This window comes from Streptomyces sp. NPDC029164 (assembly GCF_055563995.1).
In genome coordinates this window covers 13,496-34,913 of sequence record NZ_JBVHWW010000052.1, presented here as the reverse complement: position 1 = coordinate 34,913, position 21,418 = coordinate 13,496, and the positions used below count along the sequence as shown (strand labels likewise).

At 73.3% G+C, this 21,418-nt stretch carries 16 protein-coding genes; 12 read left to right on the top strand and 4 right to left on the bottom strand.

Annotated elements, in window-relative coordinates; all coding sequences use genetic code 11:
- Together ACZ4VT_RS34450 and ACZ4VT_RS34445 are read left to right on the top strand one after the other, a co-directional pair.
- The gene (locus ACZ4VT_RS34450) at window positions 1–1,074 is read left to right on the top strand and encodes a FecCD family ABC transporter permease (protein WP_467955332.1); all 1,074 of its coding nucleotides are present in this window, start codon (window positions 1–3) and stop codon (window positions 1,072–1,074) included.
- On the top strand, window positions 1,071–1,901 hold the full coding sequence (locus tag ACZ4VT_RS34445; RefSeq protein WP_467955326.1) for an ABC transporter ATP-binding protein: 831 nt from the start codon (window positions 1,071–1,073) through the stop codon (window positions 1,899–1,901). The genes ACZ4VT_RS34450 and ACZ4VT_RS34445 overlap by 4 nt, the downstream gene beginning before the upstream one ends.
- A 125-nt stretch (window positions 1,902–2,026) precedes the next feature.
- Here ACZ4VT_RS34445 and ACZ4VT_RS34440 read toward each other — a convergent pair whose 3' ends face one another.
- Window positions 2,027–2,374, bottom strand: coding sequence for an alkyl sulfatase C-terminal domain-containing protein (locus tag ACZ4VT_RS34440; protein ID WP_467955325.1), 348 nt, complete (start codon window positions 2,372–2,374; stop codon window positions 2,027–2,029).
- 64 nt (window positions 2,375–2,438) lie between these two features.
- Between ACZ4VT_RS34440 and ACZ4VT_RS34435 the strand changes: the two genes are divergently transcribed.
- The 5 genes from ACZ4VT_RS34435 to ACZ4VT_RS34415 all read left to right on the top strand — a co-directional run bounded on the left by ACZ4VT_RS34435 (window position 2,439) and on the right by ACZ4VT_RS34415 (window position 7,691).
- Window positions 2,439–2,699, top strand: a complete 261-nt coding sequence (locus tag ACZ4VT_RS34435; RefSeq protein ID WP_362810423.1) for a hypothetical protein — start codon at window positions 2,439–2,441, stop codon at window positions 2,697–2,699.
- Between the two features lie 7 nt (window positions 2,700–2,706).
- Complete coding sequence (locus tag ACZ4VT_RS34430; protein ID WP_467955324.1) at window positions 2,707–3,522, top strand: TlyA family RNA methyltransferase; 816 nt, start codon at window positions 2,707–2,709, stop codon at window positions 3,520–3,522.
- Window positions 3,519–4,427: an NAD kinase gene (locus ACZ4VT_RS34425; protein WP_362810417.1), complete on the top strand. Its 909-nt coding sequence runs from the start codon at window positions 3,519–3,521 to the stop codon at window positions 4,425–4,427. The genes ACZ4VT_RS34430 and ACZ4VT_RS34425 overlap by 4 nt, the downstream gene beginning before the upstream one ends.
- Window positions 4,428–4,545: 118 nt before the next feature.
- Complete coding sequence (recN, locus tag ACZ4VT_RS34420) at window positions 4,546–6,270, top strand: DNA repair protein RecN (RefSeq protein ID WP_467955331.1); 1,725 nt, start codon at window positions 4,546–4,548, stop codon at window positions 6,268–6,270.
- A gap of 302 nt (window positions 6,271–6,572) precedes the next feature.
- Window positions 6,573–7,691 carry a glycosyltransferase family 4 protein gene (locus tag ACZ4VT_RS34415; RefSeq protein WP_467955323.1) on the top strand — a complete coding sequence of 373 codons (1,119 nt, stop codon included), beginning with the start codon at window positions 6,573–6,575 and terminating at the stop codon, window positions 7,689–7,691.
- 141 nt (window positions 7,692–7,832) lie between these two features.
- Here ACZ4VT_RS34415 and ACZ4VT_RS34410 read toward each other — a convergent pair whose 3' ends face one another.
- Complete coding sequence (locus tag ACZ4VT_RS34410; protein WP_467955322.1) at window positions 7,833–9,452, bottom strand: PucR family transcriptional regulator; 1,620 nt, start codon at window positions 9,450–9,452, stop codon at window positions 7,833–7,835.
- Window positions 9,453–9,636: 184 nt separating this feature from the next.
- On the opposite strand from ACZ4VT_RS34410, the gene ACZ4VT_RS34405 reads away from it, so the two are divergent.
- Together ACZ4VT_RS34405 and ACZ4VT_RS34400 are read left to right on the top strand one after the other, a co-directional pair.
- Window positions 9,637–11,226 (top strand): APC family permease, encoded by a 1,590-nt coding sequence (locus tag ACZ4VT_RS34405; RefSeq protein ID WP_467955321.1) that lies wholly within the window; start codon window positions 9,637–9,639, stop codon window positions 11,224–11,226.
- Between the two features lie 11 nt (window positions 11,227–11,237).
- Window positions 11,238–12,869, top strand: coding sequence for a flavin monoamine oxidase family protein (locus ACZ4VT_RS34400; protein ID WP_467955320.1), 1,632 nt, complete (start codon window positions 11,238–11,240; stop codon window positions 12,867–12,869).
- 3 nt (window positions 12,870–12,872) lie between these two features.
- On the opposite strand, the gene ACZ4VT_RS34395 is transcribed toward ACZ4VT_RS34400, so the two are convergent.
- The gene (locus ACZ4VT_RS34395; protein ID WP_467955319.1) at window positions 12,873–14,255 is read right to left on the bottom strand and encodes an FAD-binding protein; all 1,383 of its coding nucleotides are present in this window, start codon (window positions 14,253–14,255) and stop codon (window positions 12,873–12,875) included.
- A gap of 139 nt (window positions 14,256–14,394) precedes the next feature.
- The gene (locus tag ACZ4VT_RS34390; protein WP_467955318.1) at window positions 14,395–16,200 is read right to left on the bottom strand and encodes a glycoside hydrolase family 15 protein; all 1,806 of its coding nucleotides are present in this window, start codon (window positions 16,198–16,200) and stop codon (window positions 14,395–14,397) included.
- A 471-nt stretch (window positions 16,201–16,671) separates the two neighbouring features.
- Here ACZ4VT_RS34390 and ACZ4VT_RS34385 point away from each other — a divergent pair, with 471 nt between their 5' ends.
- The 3 genes from ACZ4VT_RS34385 to ACZ4VT_RS34375 all read left to right on the top strand — a co-directional run bounded on the left by ACZ4VT_RS34385 (window position 16,672) and on the right by ACZ4VT_RS34375 (window position 21,362).
- Complete coding sequence (locus ACZ4VT_RS34385; RefSeq protein WP_467955330.1) at window positions 16,672–18,339, top strand: CTP synthase; 1,668 nt, start codon at window positions 16,672–16,674, stop codon at window positions 18,337–18,339.
- Between the two features lie 76 nt (window positions 18,340–18,415).
- On the top strand, window positions 18,416–19,069 hold the full coding sequence (locus tag ACZ4VT_RS34380) for an NUDIX domain-containing protein (RefSeq protein ID WP_467955317.1): 654 nt from the start codon (window positions 18,416–18,418) through the stop codon (window positions 19,067–19,069).
- A 328-nt stretch (window positions 19,070–19,397) separates the two neighbouring features.
- Window positions 19,398–21,362: a tetratricopeptide repeat protein gene (locus ACZ4VT_RS34375; RefSeq protein WP_467955316.1), complete on the top strand. Its 1,965-nt coding sequence runs from the start codon at window positions 19,398–19,400 to the stop codon at window positions 21,360–21,362.
- Window positions 21,363–21,418 lie beyond the last annotated feature (56 nt).

Sequence of the window (21,418 nt, the reverse complement as noted above, 5' to 3'; positions counted from 1 at the left end):
GTGACCGCGACCGTGAACGACACACCGCGCAAGGGCCGGTCCGGGCCCCGCCCGCTGCGCCTGCCCGGCGGGATCGCGCTGCGCGTCGAGGGGCGCGCGCTGGCGGTCGGCCTGCTGCTCGCCGCCGCGACGCTCGCGCTGGCCGTCCTGCTCATCGGCACCGGCGACTTCGAGATCGCACCGTGGGACGTGGTCCAGACCCTGCTGGGCAACGGCACCCCCGCCAACGACTTCATCGTCAACGACCTGCGGCTGCCGCGGGTCCTGGTCGCCCTGCTCGTAGGCGCCGCCCTCGGGATGGCCGGCGCGGTCTTCCAGTCGGTCTCCCGCAATCCGCTCGGCTCCCCCGACCTGCTGGGCTTCGGGTACGGCTCGGTGGTCGGCGCGCTCGTCGTCATCATCCTGTTCAAGGGCGATGCCAACGAGGTGGCCGTCGGCGCGCTGATCGGCGGCCTGCTGGCCGGGGCCGCCGTCTACCTGCTCGCCTACAAGCAGGGCATCCAGGGCTACCGGCTCGTGCTGGTCGGCATCGGCGCCTCCGCCATGCTCGTCGCCGTGATCCAGTACCTGATCACGAAGGCCCAGATGATCGAGGCCACCCGCGCCACGGTCTGGCTGACCGGCTCGCTGGCCGGCCGCGACTGGGCGCAGGTGTGGCCGCTGCTCGCGGTCTGCGCGGTGCTCTTCCCCCTGGTCCTCGGGCAGGGCCGGGCCCTGCGGATGATGGAGATGGGCGACGACGCCGCGTACGCCCTCGGGGTGCCGGTGGAGCGGACGCGGCTGCTGCTGATGCTCGCGGCGATCCTGCTCACCACCGCGGCGAGCGCGGCGGCCGGGCCCATCAGCTTCGTCGCGCTGGCCGCGCCGCAGCTGGCCCGGCGCCTCACCCGCTCGCCCGGCGGGAACCTGCTGACGGCCGCGCTGATGGGCTCGGTGCTGCTGATGGTGTCCGACTGGGCCTCGCAGCGGGCCTTCGGCGCGGACCAGTTGCCGGTGGGCGTGGTGACCGGGCTGGTCGGCGGTGTCTACCTGCTCTGGCTGCTCGTCACCGAGCGCAAGGCAGGACGTATATGAACCTGATGAGGAGTACGCAAGTGCAGCGGCTGACCGCGGAGAACGTGACGCTCGGCTACGACCAGCGGGTCATCGCCGAAGACCTGTCGGTGGAGATCCCCGACCACTCCTTCACGGTGATCGTCGGCCCCAACGCCTGCGGCAAGTCCACGCTGCTGCGGGCCCTGTCGCGAATGCTGAAGCCGTCCGCCGGGCGGGTGCTGCTGGACGGACAGGCCATCGGGTCGATGCCGGCGAAGAAGGTCGCCAAGACCCTGGGGCTGCTCCCGCAGTCCTCGATCGCGCCGGACGGCATCACGGTGGCCGACCTGGTCGCGCGCGGCCGGTACCCGCACCAGGGGCTGCTGCGGCAGTGGTCGGCCGAGGACGAGCGGGTCGTGAACGAGTCGATGGCCTCGACCGGGGTCGCCGAGCTCGCGGAGCGGGCCGTGGACGAGCTGTCGGGCGGGCAGCGGCAGCGGGTGTGGATCGCGATGGCGCTGGCGCAGCAGACGCCGCTGCTGCTGCTCGACGAGCCGACGACCTACCTGGACATCCAGCACCAGATCGACGTGCTGAACCTGTGCGCGGAGCTGCACGAGAACCAGGGGCGGACGCTGGTCGCGGTGCTGCACGACCTGAACCACGCGGCCCGTTACGCGACGCACCTGATCGCGATGCGGGGCGGGAAGGTCGTGGCGGAGGGGGCGCCGGCGGAGGTGGTGACGGCGGAGCTGGTGGAGAAGGTGTTCGGCCTGAAGTGCCAGATCATTGACGACCCGGAGACGGGGACGCCGCTGGTGATTCCCGCCGCCCGGGTGGCGCGGGTGGTGGCTCGCGCGCAGTAGCGGGCGCGGGCCGGCTGCCGGGGCGCCGCCCCGGACCCTCCCCCCGACCCCGTCCGGGGGGACCCCCAGCGCCTCAAACGCCGGCGGGGCTGAGAGAGCGCCTCAAGCGCCGGCGGGGCTGAGGGTCAGAGCAGGCTCTTGAGGCGTAGGAGGTCGCGGAAGCCGGCTTCGAGTTTTACTCGGCCGGAGGCCCAGGCCTTGGCGAACTTGAGGTCGCCCGCGACCAGGGCGAGGAGGTCGTCGCCCGTCATCGCGAGCCGGATCTCGGCCTTGGCGGCCGGCGGGCCGGGGGCGACCGTGTCCACGCGGATGCGGCCCGTGTCGAGGCGGCCCGTGAACGTCTGGTCGACGTCCGTGATGTGGCAGCTCAGGGAGCGGTCGAGCGCGGCCGCGCCGCGTACGCCGCCGTCGGCCCGGGCGAGATTGCCGGAGAGGGTTTCGAGTGCTTCGCGGCACTCCTGGATCGTAGCCATCGTGATCACGACCGTACCGCAGAGCCGTGCGTGGTCGCGGGGCGCTTCGAGGTAGCGTCGGGGCATGACCGACGAAGCCCAGGGCGCAGCAGAAGCCGACGGCGAAGCCTCCGCCGGGCCCGCGGGGCCCGTGGCGCTGGGCGTCGTACGCACCCCCACCGGACACGCCGCCGTGGACGCGCACCTGGCGCGGCTGGCGGACGCCGACCACCTCGCGGCGGACGGACACGTCGAGGTGTACGAGGATGTCCACCGGGGGCTGCGCGAGGCGCTGACCGCGCTGGACGCACCGCCCGTCCCTGGTCCGTACGAAAACAGGAGCTGAACCGAACGTGGCAGGAGTGGCACGCCGCCGCCTGGACGCCGAACTGGTACGCCGCAGCATGGCCCGCTCGCGCGAGCACGCCGCGCAGCTGATCGCCGCGGGCCGGGTGACCGTGGGCGGCACCACCGCGACCAAGGCCGCCACCCAGGTCGAGACGAGCGCGGCCCTGGTCGTCCTCAAGGACGACAGCGATCCCGACTACGTCTCGCGGGGCGGCCACAAGCTCGCGGGCGCGCTGGCGGCCTTCCAGCCGCTGGGGCTGCGCGTGGCGGGCCGCCGCGCGCTGGACGCCGGGGCCTCCACGGGCGGGTTCACCGACGTGCTGCTGCGCGCGGGCGTCGCCCACGTGGTGGCCGTCGACGTCGGCTACGGGCAGCTCGCCTGGTCGCTGCAGAGCGACGACCGGGTGACGGTCAAGGACCGGACGAACGTGCGCGAGCTGACGGTCGAGCAGATCGACGGGATCGCCGCGGACCTCGTCGTCGGTGACCTGTCCTTCATTTCCATCGGGCTGGTGCTGCCCGCGCTCGTACGGTGCTGCGCGCCGGACGCCGACCTGGTGCTGATGGTCAAGCCGCAGTTCGAGGTCGGCAAGGACCGGCTGGGCAGCGGCGGGGTCGTGCGCAGCCCGGAGCTCCGGGCGGAGGCCGTGCGCGAGGTCGCGGCGCAGGCGGCGAAGCTCGGTCTGGGCGTTCTCGGGGTCACGGCGAGTCCGCTGCCGGGACCGTCGGGCAACGTCGAGTACTTTCTGTGGCTGCGGGCGGGGGCACCGGCACTCGACCCGGCGGATGTTGACCGTGCAGTGGCGGAGGGGCCGCAGTGACAGATTCAACGGGGGAACGCACCGTATTCCTGCTCGCGCACACCGGGCGGCCGGCGGCCATCCGCAGCGCGGAGCTGGTCGTCAAGGGACTGCTGCGCTGCGGGCTGGGCGTACGGGTCTTCGCGCACGAGGCGGTGGACCTGCCGCTGCCGCCCGAGGTGGAGCTCGTCACCGAGTCCACGCCGGGGGTGCTCGACGGGTGTGAGCTGCTGATCGTGCTGGGCGGGGACGGGACCCTGCTGCGGGGCGCGGAGTTGGCGCGTGCCTCGGGGGTGCCGATGCTGGGCGTCAACCTGGGCCGGGTGGGGTTCCTCGCCGAGGCCGAGCGCGACGACCTGGACAAGGTCGTGGACCGGGTGGTGGCGCGCTCGTACGAGGTCGAGGAGCGGATGACCCTCGACGTGGTCGTGCGCACGAACGGCGACGTGGTCCACCGGGACTGGGCGCTGAACGAGGCCGCGGTCCAGAAGGTGTCCCCGGAGCGGATGCTGGAGGTGGTCCTGGAGATCGACGGGCGCCCGGTGACCGGCTTCGGCTGTGACGGGATCGTCTGCGCGACTCCGACGGGCTCGACGGCCTACGCCTTCTCCGCGGGCGGGCCGGTGGTCTGGCCGGAGGTGGAGGCGCTGCTGATGGTGCCGATCAGCGCGCACGCGCTGTTCGCGAAGCCGCTGGTGACCTCGCCCACCTCGGTGCTGGCGGTGGAGGTGCAGGCCGGCACCCCGCACGGCGTGCTGTGGTGTGACGGCCGGCGGATGCTGGAGCTGCCGTCCGGGGCCCGTGTGGAGGTCCGGCGCGGGGCGGTGCCCGTGCGGCTCGCCCGGCTGCACCACGCGTCCTTCACGGACCGGCTCGTCGCGAAGTTCGCGCTGCCGGTGTCGGGTTGGCGCGGGGCGCCCCACTAGCGGGTGTCCCGGCGTGTCGCCCATCGTGCTTAATAGCACATCCGTTCGGAGAACTCGGGGCGGGTGACGTCACATGGCACCGGTGAAACCTCGGTATCGTCGTCCCGTGCTTGAGGAGATGCGGATACGGTCGCTCGGGGTCATCGACGACGCGGTGGTCGAGCTGTCGCCCGGTTTCACCGCGGTGACCGGCGAGACCGGCGCGGGCAAGACGATGGTCGTCACCAGCCTCGGGCTGCTGCTCGGCGGTCGCGCCGACCCGGCCCTGGTACGGATCGGGGCCAAGGCCGCGGTCGTCGAGGGCCGCATCGTCATGCGCCCCGGCGCGCCCGCCGCCGTACGCGCCGAGGAGGCCGGGGCGGAGCTCGACGACGGCGCCCTGCTGATCAGCCGGACCGTGTCCGCCGAGGGACGCTCGCGCGCCCACGTCGGCGGCCGGTCCGTGCCCGTCGGCCTGCTCGGCGAACTCGCGGACGACCTGGTCGCGGTACACGGCCAGACCGACCAGCAGGGGCTGCTGCGCCCGGCCCGGCAGCGGCAGGCGCTCGACCGGTACGCCGGGGACGCCGTCGCCGTCCCGCTGGAGAAGTACGGATCCGCCTACCGCAGGCTCCGCTCCGTCGCCGTCGAGCTGGAGGAGATCACCACCCGGGCCCGGGAACGCGCCCAGGAGGCGGACCTGCTGCGCTTCGGGCTGGACGAGATCGCCGCCGTGGAACCGGTGGCCGGCGAGGACACCGAGCTGGCGGCCGAGGCCGAACGGCTCGGGCACGCCGAGTCGCTGGCCTCGGCGGCGCAGCTGGCCCACGGCGCGCTCGCGGGCAATCCCGAGGACCCCGAGGCCATCGACGCGAACATGCTCGTCGCGGGCGCCCACCGCGCCCTGGAATCCGTACGGTCGCACGACCCGGCGCTCGGCGCGCTCGCCGAGCGGATCGGGGAGCTGGGCATCCTGCTGTCCGACGTGGCCGGGGAGCTGGCGGGCTACGCCGACGACCTGGACGCCGATCCGCTGCGGCTGGCCGCCGTGGAGGAGCGCCGGGCGGCGCTGACCCAGCTGACCCGCAAGTACGGCTCCGAGGGCACCGTGGACTCCGTACTGGAGTGGGCCGAGCAGGGCGCGGCCCGGCTGCTGGAACTGGACGGCGACGACGAGCGGATCACCGAGCTGACCGTCGAGCGGGACGGGCTGCGCTCCGAACTGTCACTGCTGGCCCAGGCGTTGACGGACGCCCGGGTGGAGGCGGCGACCCGCTTCGCCTCCGCCGTGACGGAGGAACTGGCCTCTCTCGCGATGCCGCACGCCCGGGTGACCATCGACGTCCGGCAGGCCGAGGACGCGGACGGAGTGGAGGTGGGCGGCCGTCCGGTCGCCTACGGACCTTCGGGCGCGGACGAGGTCGAACTGCTGCTGGCCCCGCACCCCGGCGCCCAGCCGCGGCCGATCGCCAAGGGCGCCTCGGGCGGTGAGCTGTCCCGGGTGATGCTCGCCGTCGAGGTCGTCTTCGCCGGCTCCGACCCGGTGCCGACCTACCTCTTCGACGAGGTCGACGCGGGGGTCGGCGGCAAGGCGGCGGTCGAGGTGGGCCGGCGCCTCGCGAAGCTCGCCAAGTCGGCGCAGGTCGTGGTCGTCACGCACCTGCCGCAGGTGGCGGCCTTCGCCGACCGCCAGCTGCTCGTCGAGAAGACCAACGACGGTTCCGTCACCAGGAGCGGCGTCACCGTCCTGGAGGGCGAGGCCCGGATCCGCGAGCTGTCGCGCATGCTGGCGGGCCACGAGGACTCGGCCTCCGCGCGGGCACACGCCGAGGAACTGCTGGCGGCGGCGCGCGCGGACGCGTGAGCCGCGAGGGGTGACACGGTCGCGGGAGGGCCCGCGCACGGCGCGGCGGGCCCTTCGCCGTGCCGGAGCCGTGCCGGAGCCGTGCCGGAGCCGTGCCGGAGCCGTGCCGGAGCCGTGCGCGGGCGGCTCGCGACCGCCGGGGACAGCCCGCCGGGGTGAGGTGACACTAGGCCGTGTGGGTGAGGCTGGGGGGTGTCCGGCGGTATCTCGTACGGGATCCGCACCCGTATGGTCCCGGAACGCGCGTGCGGACTGGCATCCTTGGCGACGTCTCTGACTCCCTCACCCTGGAGCTTCGGCCCGTGAGCAGCTCCCCGGTCTCCACCTCCCTCCCGGCACAGCCCTACGGGCGCCCGCCGCTCCGCACCGTCCAGGTACTCGGCGACGGCGCGGGCGCGGGCAGCTGCGCGCACGTACGGTCGCTCGCGACCGGGCTCGCCGCACGCGGCGTACGGGTCACCGTGTGCGCGCCCGTCCAGGCGGAGGGGGAGTACGACTTCACCGGCGCCGGGGCGGAGTTCGCGCCCGACGCGGTGAGCGTCCTGCGGGCCGCGTGCGCCGGAGCGGACGTCGTGCACGCGCACGGGGTGCGCGCCGGGCTGCGCGCCGCGCTGGCCATGCGGGGGCGCCGGGTGCCGCTGGTGGTGAGCTGGCACGGCGACGGGCCCACGAACGCGGGAGCGCTGGGGCGGCTGGGCCGGATGCTGGAACGGCACGTGGCGCGGGCCGCGGCGGTCGTCCTCGGGGCCTCCTCGGACCTGGTGGACCTCGCGCGGCTGCGGGGCGCCCGGGACGCCCGGCTGGCACCGGTGGCGGTACCGGCGGGGCCCGCCGGAACCGAGGCGGCGGACCCGGGCAAGGTGCGGGCGGAACTCGGGGCGGTCGAGCGGCCGTTGCTGATCACCGTCGGCAGCCTGGTGCCGCGCCGCGGGTACTCCCTGCTGCTCGACGCGGCACGGGAGTGGCGGGCGCTGGAGCCGGCCCCGCTGCTGGTGATCGCCGGGGAGGGCCCGCTCCGGGCCGAGCTGTCGCGGCGGATCCAGGCCGAGGGGCTCCCGGTACGGCTGCTCGGGCGCCGCCGGGACGCGGCGCAGCTTCTGGCGGCGGCGGACCTGGCGGTGCTGCCGAGCCGGCGCGTGGCGCGGGCCCTGCTGGCGCAGGAGGCACTGCGGGTGGGGGTGCCGCTGGTGGCCACGGCCGTGGGGGGCGTGCCGGAGCTGGTGGGGGAGGGCGCGGTGCTGGTCCCGCCGGGGGACGCGGCGGCGCTCGCCGCGGCCGTGACCGGCCTGCTGGCGGACCCGGAGCGGAGGGCCGCGCTGGCGGTGGCGGGGCGGGCGCAGGCGGCGACGTGGCCGTCCGAGGACGACACCGTGGCGCAGGTCCTGTCGGTCTACGACGAACTGATGGAACGCCGCCGGTAGCCTCCCGGCGGGGTCGCGGTCGAAAGACCGGGGCTTCGTCCCTAACCCCGCGCCTCACTCGCCGGCGGGGCTGAAAGACCTCAGGCGCCGGCGGGGCTGGACGTGCCGGCCTCGCCGGCGCCGAGCGGTGCGAGGGGGGCGTCAGGAAGGGGTGTGGCGGCGGGCGCGGAGGGCCAGGCTCAGGGACAGGACCGTTTCGGGGTCGTCCAGGTCCGTGCCCAGGAGTTCCGAGATGCGGGCCAGGCGGTTGTAGAGGGTCTGGCGGTTCAGGTGGAGCTCGCGGGCCGTCTCCGCCTTGCGGCCCGCGTGGGCCAGGTACGTCTCCAGCGTGGGCAGCAGCGGCGGGCGCGACGTCGTGTCGTGCGTGCGCAGCGGCCCGATCGCCCGGTCCACGAAGGCCGCCAGGTCGGGATGTTCGCGCAGCCGCCACAGCAGCAGGTCGATGTCCAGGCGCCGCGCGTCGTACCAGGGCCGGGCCGGCAGGCCGTGGGCCGCCGTGGCGGTCTCCGCGGCGTGCCGCAGCCCCGCCGACGCGGCCGCCCAGCCGCCCGCGACGCCGACGACCACGGCCGGCGGGGCGGCGGCACGGTCCAGGCCCGCACGTTCGACGCCGGCCCGCAGCGCGGCCGAGACCCGGTCCGCCACCGCCGTGCGTTCCGATTCCGCCCGCAGGGACACGAGGAGCGGCACACGGCCCTCGACCGGGCGGACGCCCAGCAGGACCGGCACCCCGACGGACGACAGCTCCTCCAGGACCGCCCGGGCCAGGACGGCCCAGTTCCCGGACGGGCCGAGGTCCGTGGAGAGCCGCATGACCACCGGCAGCAGCGGCCCCGCCCCCGGCTTGAAGCCCAGGACGCGGGCCTGCGCCGGGGCGTCCTCCGCCGAGATGCGGCCCTCCGCCAGGTCCGTGAGGAAGTCGCCGCGGCCGCGCGCCGCCAACTCCTCCTCCTGCCGCGCCTGCATCAGCACGACGGCCAGCACGCCGGCCGTGCGCTCCGCCGCCATCCGGTGCACCGGCAGCAGCGGGGCCGAGACGCCGACCAGGACGACGCGGGCCCGGACCGAGCCCGTGCCGTGGCCGCCGCCCGGTACGTCGACCACCACCGTGTTCGCCGACGGCTCGGCCTCGCGCTGGCCCCGTAGGCCCTCCCACACCTGCAGCGGGTCCGCGCCCGCGTCCCCGGCCGCGCTGCCGGCCGCGTACAGCAGCTGACCGTCGGGGGTCTCCAGGAAGACCGGGTTCCCCGTGAAGTCGGCCAGGATCCGCAGCACCTGCGGGATGCCCCCGCCGCCCAACAGGGCCTCCGTGCAGCGCCGGTGGACCTCCTCGGCCCGCTGGAGCAGCGCGTAGTGGTGGTTGACGATCTCGGTGTGGACCTCCTCCGTGACGGCGACGAAGGGGACCTCCCGGTGGAGCTGGACCAGCGGCAGTCCCGCCGTGCGCGCGGTCTCCACGATCGTGGCGGGCAGCCGGGTGAAGCGCGGTCCCAGCTCGACCACCAGCGCGGCGATCCCCCGGTCCGCGAGGCGGCGTACGAAGGCACGCTGCTCGGCGGGCCGGGTGCCCAGGCCGAGACCCGTGGTCAGCAGCAGCTCGCCGCCCTTGAGCAGGGAGGCGATGTTCGGGACCTCGCCCGCGTGCACCCAGCGGACGGTCCGGCCGAGGCGGTCCGCGCAGGCCATCACCTCGGGCAGCCCGCTGCGCAGTCCCGGCAGCTCCAGTGCCCGCTGAACCGTGATCCCGCCCTGGTTGTCCATATCGCGGGACGCTACCGGGCCGTATGTGCCGCGGACATCACCTGGCGGTTACAAAGCCCGATCTGCCCCTCTTCTGGACCGACAACTCGTCTTCTCCGCAAGGAGATTATCGGACCACGTGCCGATTGTGGTCTGCGTCACCCAGGTGGAGAGTGGCCGCCTCCCGACACAGGAAGAGGACGCCATGAGCAGAGGCACGACCAGCGGGGCATCCCCGAAGCCCGCGGCTCCGCAGGTCCAGCGACTCAAGGCCAACTCGGTCGGCCTCGTCGGCGTCGTCTTCATGGCCGTCGCCACCGCCGCCCCGATCACTGCCATGACGGGCAATCTGCCCATCGCCGTCGGCTTCGGCAACGGCACCGGAGCCCCGGCCGGATACCTCTTCGCCACCCTCGTCCTGACCGTCTTCGCGGTCGGCTACGTGGCCATGGCCAAGCGGATCACCGCCGCCGGGGCCTTCTACGGATACATCTCGCACGGCCTCGGCCGCATCGCGGGCATGGCCTCCGGCATGCTCGCCGTCCTCGCCTACATCGTCTTCGAGGCCTCGATCGTCGGCGTGTTCGCCTACTTCACGAAGACCACCGTCCACGACCAGCTGGGCGTCGACCTGCCCTGGATCGTCTACGCGGCCGCCATGCTGGCCGTCACCGCCGCCCTCGCGCACTTCGACATCAACCTCACCGCCAAGGCGCTCGGCGTGATGCTCGTCGCCGAGATCGCCGTGCTCTTCGCCGTGGCCACCGCCGTGCTGATCGCCGGGGGCGGACCGGAGGGCATCCCGCTCGAACCCGTCAACCCGAAGAACGCCTTCACCGGCACCTCCGCCGGCCTCGGCCTCTTCTTCGCCTTCTGGTCCTGGGTCGGCTTCGAGTCCACCGCCATGTACGGCGAGGAGTCCCGTGACCCCAAGCGGGTCATCCCCAAGGCCACCCTCATCTCCGTCGTCGGCGTCGGCCTCTTCTACATCTACGTCTCCTGGATGACCATCGCGGGCAACGGCCTGGCCGAGTCCGTCGAGCTGTCCGCCTCCGCCAGCCCCCTCGACCTGTTCTTCGCCCCCACCCGGACCTTCATCGGCGCCTGGGCCGTGGACGCCTTCCAGTGGCTGCTGCTCACCGGATCCTTCGCCTGCGGCATGGCCTTCCACCAGTGCGCCGCCCGCTACCTCTACGCCATCGGCCGCGAGGGCTTCCTGTCGCCGAAGCTCGGCCACACCCACCCCAAACACGGCTCCCCCTACCTCGCCTCGGTCGTGCAGACCGCCATCGCCACCGCGCTCGTCACCGGCTTCTGGGCCACCGGGCAGGACCCGTACCTGCACCTCTACACGCTGCTCGCGATCCTCGGCACGATGGCGATCCTGATCGTCCAGACGCTGTGCTCCTTCGCCGTCATCGGCTACTTCCGCAAGAACCACCCCGAGGACCGGCACTGGTTCAAGACCTTCACCGCCCCGCTGCTCGGCGGCATCGGAATGACGGCCGTCGTGGTCCTGCTCGTCCTCAACATGGAGACCGCGGCCGGCAGCGCCGCCGGATCGATCTTCTTCAAACTGATCCCGTGGATCGTCGGCGCGGTCTTCCTCGGCGGCCTCGGCCTCGGCCTCTGGCTCAAGGCGAAGGCCCCCGCGCGCTACGAGATCATCGGCCGGATCGTCCTGGAGGACGCCGCCGAGCGTCCCGGCGACGCGCCCGGCGACACCGACGGCCCGCCGAACCCGACCGCCCTGCCCGGGCAGGGCACCCCCTCGTCCACCGCCGCGAACCTCTGAGGAGCCCCGCCATGGCCCGTACGCCCCTCATGCACGCCCTGCGCCGCCTCGCCGCCGAGCACGCCGCGGCAGCCCGCCTGGGCATGCCCGCCGCCGAGGTCCGCGGATCCACCCGCCGCGAACTCCTCGGCCGCGCCGCCGCCCTCGGCCTCGGCGCCGCCCTCGCCGGATCCGCGGCCGGGGCCGCCCACGCCGCCGGGGCGACCCCCGACAAGAAGCCCGTCGCGCCCGCCCGCGTCGCGGTCGTGGGCGCCGGCATCTCCGGCCTGACCGCCGCCCTCACCCTCAAGGACGCGGGTGTCGACTGCACCCTCTACGAGGCCGACCCGAGCCGCGTCGGCGGCCGGATGTGGACCCAGCGCGGCCACTGGGCGTACGGCCAGACCTCCGAGATCGGCGGTGAGCTGATCGACACCAGCCACAAGAAGATCCTGGAGCTGTGCCGCCGGTTCAACCTGCCCACCGAGGACTTCCTGGGCGGCGGCCCCAACGGGGCGGAGGAAGTCCTCTGGTTCAACGGGGAGTACTACTCCCGCACCCGGGCCGACGAGGACTTCAAGGCCGTCTACCAGGCCCTGCGCCGGGACCTCCAGGACGCCGGGGAGGTCTCCTGGAACAGCAGCACCCCCGCCGGCACCGCCCTCGACAACATGAGCCTGTACGAGTGGATCGAGAGCCGGATCCCCGGCGGCCACGGCTCGCAGCTCGGCCGCTTCATCGACGTGGCCTACAACGTCGAGTACGGCGCCGACACGAACCGGCAGTCCGCGCTCGCCCTCGTCCTGCTGATGGGCTACCAGCCCAACCCGGGCAACTTCAACGTCTGGGGCCTGTCCAACGAGCGCTACCACATCACCGGCGGCAACGACCGGCTGCCGAACGCCATCGCCGCCGCCCTGCCCGCCGGCTCGATCGTGAGGGGCCGCGAGCTGGTCGCCGTACGGGCCGACGCCGACGGCACCCAGACGCTGACCTTCAACGACTCCGGATCCGTGCGCACCACCGTCGCCGACCACACGATCCTGTGCCTGCCCCTGCCGGTCCTCCAGCGCATCGACACCTCGCAGGCCGCCTTCGACCCGCTCATGCGGAACCTGCTGCGCGACGCCCGGATGGGCCACTGCACCAAGCTCAACATGCAGTTCACCGCCCGCCCCTGGCGCGGCACCGGACCCTGGCCCGGGGTCTCCGCGGGCGACTGCTTCACCGATTCCGACGTCCAGCAGACCTGGGACACCACCAAGGTCCAGCCCGGCACGGGCGGCATCCTGCTCCAGTACGGCGGCGGCACCCTCGCCGGGTCGCTCACCCCCGCTACCCCCTTCGCCACCGAGGCGGACCCGTACGTGCGCGCCCTCGCCGGCCGCATGCTGACCGGCATCGACGCCTTCTACCCGGGCACCAAGGCCGTCTGGACCGGCAAGGCCCAGCTCTCCGCCTGGCACCGCAACCCGTACTCGCTCGGCGCCTACTCGTACTGGCCCACCGGCTACCTGCACCGCTACGCCAAGTACGAGGGCACCGCCCAGGGCAACATCCACATCGGCGGCGAGCACTGCAGCTACGACTTCCAGGGCTTCATGGAAGGCGGCGCCACCGAGGGCGAGCGGGCGGCGCGGGAGGTGATCGCCGCCCTCACGTGAGCCTCAGGCCGGCCGGATGTTGTGGTTGAAGCGGAAGACGTTGTCCGGGTCGTACCGCCGCTTCAGCTCGCCCAGCCGCCGCATGCTCTCGCTGCCCAGACCGGACACCACCCGTTCCGTGCCCTCGTCCCCGATGAAGTTCAGGTACACCGCGCCGGTGCTCCAGGGCTCGGAATCGGACCGGACGTCCTTGACCCACTGCCGGCACCGCTCGTCGTCGGCCTCGTCCTCCCAGATCCCGAACGGGTGCACCGCCCAGGGCGCGTCGCGGTACGGCACCGGGTAGTCGGCCGGGCCGGCGGCGATGGCGCCGCCCTGCGGGAAGACCAGGTGCTGGGTGCCGGTGGGCACCGGCATGGACTCGGCGCGGGCGCAGAAGACGTCGACGAACTCGTCCGGGATACCGGTGAGGTACTCCGCCGACCAGTAGTTCCGCAGGCCCGGCGGGTCGTCGATCATGCACTGGAGGTCGGCGTACGGGATGGCCGTGACGATCTCGGACTCGTGGGGGATCGCCAGCAGCGGCCGCGCCAGCTCGCGCATCTCCTCCTCCGGGCCCGCGTACGTCAGCAGCGCGCCGGCCAGAAGCAGCCCGACCAGGTGCGGCGGTACGAAGTCCTCGGGCGGGCCCGTCACGTAGAGGGCGGCGCCGGAGGCCTCCGGCGGTCCGGCCTCGATGAGGTCCCGGAACGCGCGGACCACCTCGGGCCCGCGCTCGGGCAGGTACAGCACGAACGCGATCGACATGGCGGGCAGTTCGTGCAGGCGCAGGGTCAGCGAGGTGGCGATGCCGAAGTTCCCGCCGCCGCCGTGCAGTCCCCAGAACAGCTCGGGATGGTCCTCGGCGGTCACGTGCAGCAGCTCGCCGTCCGCGGTGACCAGGTCCACGCCCAGCAGGTTGTCCACCGCCAGGCCGAACTTCCGGTCCAGCCAGCCGGTTCCGCCGCCCAGCACGAAGCCGCCGACGCCCGTGGTGGAGGCCCGGCCGCCCGTGGTGGCCAGGGCGTAGGGCTGGCAGGCCCGGTCCAGGTGGCTCATCGTGGCCCCGCCCTCGACGTGCGCGGCCCTGGCCGCCGGGTGGACCGTCACCTCGTGCATCCGCCGCAGGTCCACGACGAGGCCGCCGTCGTTGAGGGACATCCCGGCCACGCTGTGCCCGCCGCCGCGCACGGCGACCTTCAGATCGAGGTCCCTCGCGAAACGCACGGCGGTCACCACGTCCGCCGCGCTCTCGCACTGGGCGATGACGGCGGGCTTGCGGTCGATCATCGCGTTGAAGACCGTCCGGGCTCCGTCGTACCCCGGGTCCTCCGGGGTGAACACCTCGCCGGACAGGTCCTCGCGGAGCGCGGTCAGCGCCGCGCCCGCCTTCGAGAGGGGAGCCATGGCAGCCCCTTCCACCGGAGGGCAAAGGACCCCTCCAGCGTAGGGGGCAGGGTTCGGCGGGGCGCGGCGAGCAGTCCGCGGCCCGTGCGCCCGGGCGGGACCCGAGCCGGGCCCCGCCCGCGTACGCCCGGGGAGCGCGCTACCCCCCGTACGCCCCGCTCGCCGTCAGCCGCAGCGCCGTGTCGATCAGCGGAACGTGGCTGAAGGCCTGCGGGAAGTTCCCCACCTGCCGCTGGAGCCGCGGATCCCACTCCTCCGCCAGCAGACCCAGGTCGTTGCGCAGCGACAGCAGCCGCTCGAACAGCCGCCGCGCCTCGTCCACCCGGCCGATCATCGCCAGGTCGTCGGCCATCCAGAACGAACAGGCCAGGAAGGCCCCCTCGTCGCCCTCCAGGCCGTCCACGCCGGCCTCCTCGCCCGCCGTCGGGTAGCGCAGGATGAACCCGTCGGCGGTGGACAGCTCGCGCTGGATCGCCTCGATGGTGCCGATGACCCGCTTGTCGTCCGGCGGCAGGAAGCCCATCTGTGGGATCAGCAGCAGGGAGGCGTCCAGCTCCTTCGACCCGTACGACTGGGTGAAGGTGTTGCGCTCCTTGTCGTAGCCCTTCTCGCACACGTCCTGGTGGATCTCGTCGCGCAGCTCGCGCCACCGCTCCAGCGGGCCGTCCGCGTCCCCGCTCTCGATCAGCTTGATCGTGCGGTCCACGGCCACCCAGGCCATCACCTTCGAGTGCACGAAGTGGCGGCGCGGGCCGCGCACCTCCCAGATGCCCTCGTCCGGCTGGTCCCAGTGGGTCTCCAGGTAGCGGATCAGCTTGAGCTGGAGCAGCGAGGCGTAGTCGCTGCGGGCGAGGCCCGTCATGTGGCCCAGGTGCAGGGCCTCGGTGACCTCGCCGTAGACGTCGAGCTGGAGCTGGCCGGCGGCGCCGTTGCCGACGCGGACGGGGCGGGAGTTCTCGTAGCCGGGCAGCCAGTCCAGCTCGGTCTCGCCGAGCTCCCGTTCGCCCGCGATCCCGTACATGATCTGCAGGTTCTCCGGGTCCCCGGCCACCGCGCGCAGCAGCCACTCGCGCCAGGCGCGGGCCTCCTCGCGGTAGCCGGTGCGCAGCAGCGAGGAGAGGGTGATCGCCGCGTCGCGCAGCCAGGTGTAGCGGTAGTCCCAGTTGCGGACCCCGCCGATCTCCTCCGGCAGGGAGGTGGTCGGCGCGGCGACGATCCCGCCCGTGGGGCCGTACGTGAGGGCCTTGAGCGTGATCAGGGAGCGGACCACGGCCTCCCGGTAGGGCCCGTGGTAGGTGCACTGGTCGACCCACTCGCGCCAGAAGTCGGTGGTCGACGCCAGCGCCGCCCCGGCGTCGGGGAGCTCCGGCGCACCCTTGTGGGAGGGCTGCCAGCTGATGCTGAAGGCCATCCGGTCGCCGGGTCCGACCGTGAAGTCGGAGTACGTCGTCAGGTCCTTGCCGTACGTCTGGGCCTCGGTGTCCAGCCAGACCGAGTCGGGGCCGGCGACGGCGACCGTGCGCCCGTCGACCTTGTGGACCCAGGGCACGACCCGCCCGTAGCTGAAGCGCATCCGCAGCGCCGAGCGCATCGGGACGCGCCCGCTGACGCCCTCCACGATGCGGATCAGCTGCGGCGCGTGGTCCTCGCGGGGCGGCATGAAGTCGATCACGCGGACCTTTCCGCGGGGCGTGTCCCACTCCGACTCCAGTACCAGCGAGTCACCGCGGTAGCGGCGGCGGTCGGCACGCGGGGCCTCGGAGCCGGCCGGGTACGCCGGGCCGATCCGCCAGAACCCGTGATCCTCGGTGCCCAGAATGCTCGCGAACACGGCGTGGGAGTCGAAGCGTGGCAGGCACAGCCAGTCCACCGCCCCGTCCCGGCAGACCAGCGCCGCGGTCTGCATGTCCCCGATCAGTGCGTAATCCTCGATGCGCCCGGACACGTTGCATCTCCAGTCGAACGGCCACGTCCGCCCCGAAGGGCGCTTGCATTGCGCGTATGCGCGGTCACCTGTGGGTGGGGATCTCCGCGTTGAGCCCATGATTCCGCATATCGGCTCGGTTAGGCCGTCTGACGGACTGCCCGGCGGTGATGTTCGCAATATCCGAGCAGGATATGACGGCACCCTAGTGATCTCCTTAAGCCGCGGAAGAATGGCGCTGGGCCGAACGGGTGAGCAGGCGCCACGCCGGGCCGGCGCACTGCGGCGCCCTGCTACCGGCTGCTGACGCCGCGTGGCCGGAGGCGGACCGGCCCGGGCGCTGATAGGCTGGTACCCCGTGGACCGGTGGTCTGCCTGTGCGAATCAGGAGCCCCGAAACCGCAGCTTCGGCGCCCCCTGAGACCCTCCGGATCGACGGTGGCCGGCGCCGGACGCACCTCACCTCGCGACCACGGGAGCCCCCTCTTGGCGATGCCGCCCGCTGCTTTTCGAAACAGCACAGCCATGACGACCAAGCACATCTTCGTCACCGGGGGTGTCGCTTCCTCCCTCGGCAAGGGCCTGACGGCCTCCAGCCTGGGTGCGCTGCTGAAGGCGCGCGGTCTTCGGGTCACGATGCAGAAGCTCGACCCGTACCTGAACGTCGACCCGGGCACGATGAACCCGTTCCAGCACGGCGAGGTGTTCGTCACCAACGACGGCGCCGAGACCGACCTGGACATCGGCCATTACGAGCGCTTCCTCGACGTCGACCTCGACGGCTCGGCCAACGTCACCACCGGCCAGGTCTACTCGCAGGTCATCGCCAAGGAGCGGCGCGGCGAGTACCTCGGTGACACCGTGCAGGTCATCCCGCACATCACCAACGAGATCAAGCACCGCATCCGCCGCATGGCGACCGAGGACGTCGACGTCGTCATCACCGAGGTCGGCGGCACCGTAGGCGACATCGAGTCGCTGCCGTTCCTGGAGACCGTCCGCCAGGTCCGCCACGAGGTCGGCCGCGACAACGTCTTCGTCGTGCACATCTCGCTGCTGCCCTACATCGGCCCCTCCGGCGAGCTCAAGACCAAGCCGACCCAGCACTCGGTCGCGGCCCTGCGCAACATCGGCATCCAGCCCGACGCGATCGTGCTGCGCGCCGACCGCGAGGTTCCGACCTCGATCAAGCGCAAGATCTCGCTGATGTGCGACGTGGACGAGGCGGCCGTGGTCGCGGCCATCGACGCCAAGTCGATCTACGACATCCCGAAGGTGCTCCACACCGAGGGCCTGGACGCGTACGTCGTGCGCAAGCTCGACCTGCCCTTCCGCGACGTCGACTGGACGGTGTGGGAGGACCTGCTGGACCGCGTCCACAACCCCGACCACGAGGTCAAGGTCGCGCTCGTCGGCAAGTACATCGACCTGCCCGACGCCTACCTGTCGGTGACCGAGGCGCTGCGCGCCGGCGGTTTCGCCAACAAGGCCCGGGTCCAGATCAAGTGGGTCGCCTCCGACGAGTGCAAGACCCCGGCCGGCGCCGCCGCGCAGCTGGCCGACGTGGACGCGATCTGCGTCCCCGGCGGCTTCGGCGACCGCGGTGTCAACGGCAAGGTCGGCGCGATCACCTTCGCCCGCGAGAACAAGGTCCCGCTGCTCGGCCTGTGCCTGGGCCTGCAGTGCGTGGTCATCGAGGCCGCGCGGAACCTCGCGGGCATCGAGGACGCGAACTCCACCGAGTTCGACGCCTCCACCCCGCACCCGGTCATCTCGACCATGGAGGAGCAGCTGGCCTTCGTCGAGGGCGCGGGCGACCTGGGCGGCACCATGCGTCTGGGCATGTACCCGGCGAAGCTCGCCGAGGGCTCGATCGTCCGTGAGGTCTACGGCGACCAGGCGTACGTGGACGAGCGCCACCGCCACCGCTACGAGGTCAACAACTCCTACCGCGGCGAGCTGGAGAAGGCCGGTCTGGTCTTCTCCGGCACCTCCCCGGACAACAAGCTCGTCGAGTACGTCGAGTACCCGCGCGAGGTGCACCCCTACCTGGTGGCCACCCAGGCCCACCCGGAGCTGCGCTCGCGCCCCACGCGCCCGCACCCGCTGTTCGCGGGCCTGGTCAAGGCGGCCGTGGAGCGGCAGCAGTCCGCGAAGTGAGCACCTGACCGCATAACGTAGACAGCCGGGGCACGGATCGTGCCCCGGCTGTCGCGTTCTCGGGAAGGTATCGGCCATGGCCATGGGCAACGACATCGGCAACGACATCGTGGACACACCGGAGTCGTGGGAGGTCGTCGCCTCGCGCACCCCGTTCGAGGGCGCGAAGACCTCCGTCAAATCGGACCAGGTCCGGATGCCCGACCGTTCGGTGGTGCGCCGCGACTACCAGGTGCACCCCGGCTCGGTGTGCGTGCTGGCCCTCGACGAGCAGCAGCGGGTCCTGGTCCTGCGGCAGTTCCGGCACCCGGTACGGCACCGGCTGTGGGAACTGCCGGCGGGGCTGCTGGACGTGGCGGGGGAGAACCCGCTGCACGCGGCGCAGCGCGAGCTGTACGAGGAGGCGCACGTCAAGGCGGAGGACTGGCGGGTGCTGGCCGACTTCTTCACCTCCCCGGGAGGCTCGGACGAGGCGGTACGGGTCTTCCTGGCGCGGGACCTCGCGGAGGCGGAGGGGGAGCGGTACGTGGTCTCGGACGAGGAGGCGGACATGGAGATCGCCCGTGTTCCTCTCGGGGACCTGGTGCGCGGGATCCTCGCCGGTGAGCTGGGCAATCCCGGGCTGGTGACGGGGGTCCTGGCCCTGTCCGCCGCGCTGGCCTCCGAGGGCGGCATCGAAGCCCTCCGCCCGGCCCTGGCCCCCTGGCCGGCCCGCCCGTACGAGGCGTAGCCCGAGCCTGCGGCGCCGCTGCCGGGGGCACCGCCCCCGGACCCCCGCGCCTCAAGCGCCGGCGATTCCAGCCTCGCCGGCGTTTGAGGCGCGGGTCTGGGCAGAGCCCGGGCACGCCCCGAAGCCGCGGCCGCGGGGACGGCGGACGGAGTCCGACGCAGCGGCGCGAAGCCGGTGGGGCCCCCCGGGGCCGACGCGTGCGAGCGCTGCGTCGAAAAATGGGACCATCCGCTGATCCGATTGGGGGATTTGCCCGCCGCGCTCCACACGGGTCGTCGCTCTGCGTGAACTACGCTCGCCATCCGAAGGCAGGGAGAGGAGCGGATCCGTGACGGATTTCGTCGGGCGGCGGCGTGAGCTCAAGGAGCTGCGCGAGGACATCGCGCGGACCGGGCTCGACACCCTCTCCGGCCGGAAGGCCAAGGCGCCCCGGGCGAGGGTGCTGCTCGTCGCCGGGCGGCCGGGCTCCGGACGGACGGCCCTCGCCGAGGAGTTCGTGCGCGAGGTGGCGGACGAGTACCCCGGCGGGGTGCTCCGGACCCGGCTCGTCCTCCCGGGAGGGGAGACGGTGGCCACCGAGCGAGCCGTCCGGGGCCTGCTGGAAGGGCTCGGGCGGCCCACCCCGCCCGGAGCCGGCGAGGACGAGCTGAGCTCGGCCCTGCGCACCGCGCTCGACGGCCGGCGGGTGATCATCCTGGTCGACGACGCCGCCGATCCGCACCAGGTCGACGCCCTGTTGCCGGACACCCCCGAGTGCCTCGTCGTGGTCACCTCGGAGGGCCCCCTCACGGGGATCCCGGACGTGAGGCCCTGCACCCTCGGCGGGCTCGACACGCCCTCCGCCGTGGAGCTGCTCGCCCAGCACATCGGCGACACCCGCGTCACCGCCGATCCCCGGGCCGCCGACGCCCTCGCGGAGGAGTGCGGGGGCCAGCCCGCCGCACTCGGCCTCGTCGGCGGGTGGCTCGCCGCCCGGCCCAAGGCCTCCGTCGCCGATGTGGCCAAGCAGCTGCACGAGATGCCGGCCCTCGCGGGCGGCCCGCTCGCCCGGTGTTTCCGGCTCGTCTACGAGTCCCTGCCGCAGCCCGCCCAGCGGACCCTGCGACTGCTGCCGCTGGCCCCCGGCGGCCTCGTCGACTCGCACACCGCCTCCGCCCTCGCCGGCTGTTCCGTGGCCGCGGCCCAGGCCACGCTGGACGATTTCGCCGGGCTGGGACTCGTACAGGGGGCGCACGACGGGCTCTTTCAGCTGCCCGGCTGCCTCGCCCCCCTGCTCCAGGCCCTGCTGGAGGCCAAGGAGCGGCCCGCCGAGGTCCAGCTGGCCCGGGCCCGGATGCTGGAGCGCACGGTCAGGCTGCTGCACTCCTGCGGCGCGATGGCCGCGGCGGGCGAGGAGGACGTACGGGAGGTGCTGGACGGTCTGCCGCGCGCCCTGCGGTTCCCGGACCGGCGGGCCGCCGCCACCTGGCTGGACACCCGGCTGCCCGCGCTCGCCGCGGCCGCCTCGCTGGCCGTGGCCGACGGGGAGCTGGACACCCTGGCCCGGCGGCTGGTCGCCGCCCTCGTCCGGGCCCTCGCGGAGCACCGTGGCACCGCCGGGGCCGCCCCGGAGCTGTACGGGCTGCACCGGCTGGTCCTGGACGTGGCAGAGCGCCGCGACCTGCACCGGGAACAGGCCGCCGCGCTGCTGAACCTGGCCGATCTGGACGCCGAGACCGGCCGGACCCACGAGGCCCTGGAGCGCTACCGGGCCGCGCTGGTCGCGGGAAAGGCCGCCGGGGACCCGTACGCGACCGGCCGCGCGATGGAATCCGTAGGCGGCGCGTACCAGGAGCTGGCGGACTGGCACCGGGCCGCCGACTGGTTCGGCCGGGCGCTGTCCCAGGCCCTCGCGCGGGGGGAGCGCGCGGACGAGGCCCGGCTGTACGGGCGGCTGGGGAACGTGCACACGTACGCGGGCCGGTACGGGGACGCGCTGCGCAGCTGGCGGGCGGCCGCCGCGGGCTACCGGAAACTGGCCGATGTGCCGGGTCAGGCAAAGGCGTTGAGCGAGATGGCCCGGGTCCAGGAGTACGCGGGACGGCCCGAGGAATCGCTGCACACCTGCCGTGAGGCGGTGGAGCTCGCGCGCAGGGCCGGCGACCAGCGGCTTCAGGCCGCGCTGCAGGTCCGGCTGGCCGACACGCTCGACAGGCTGGGCGACCCCGCGGCCGCCAGGCTGCACCGCTCCGCAGCCGACAGATTGCTGGGAGACGACCCCGCAGCCTGCGAAATCCGCAGTGATACCGACTGAGATTATTTGTTTGCAAGGCTAGACAGCGCGTCGTCCTTCATTAGACTGGCTTCACC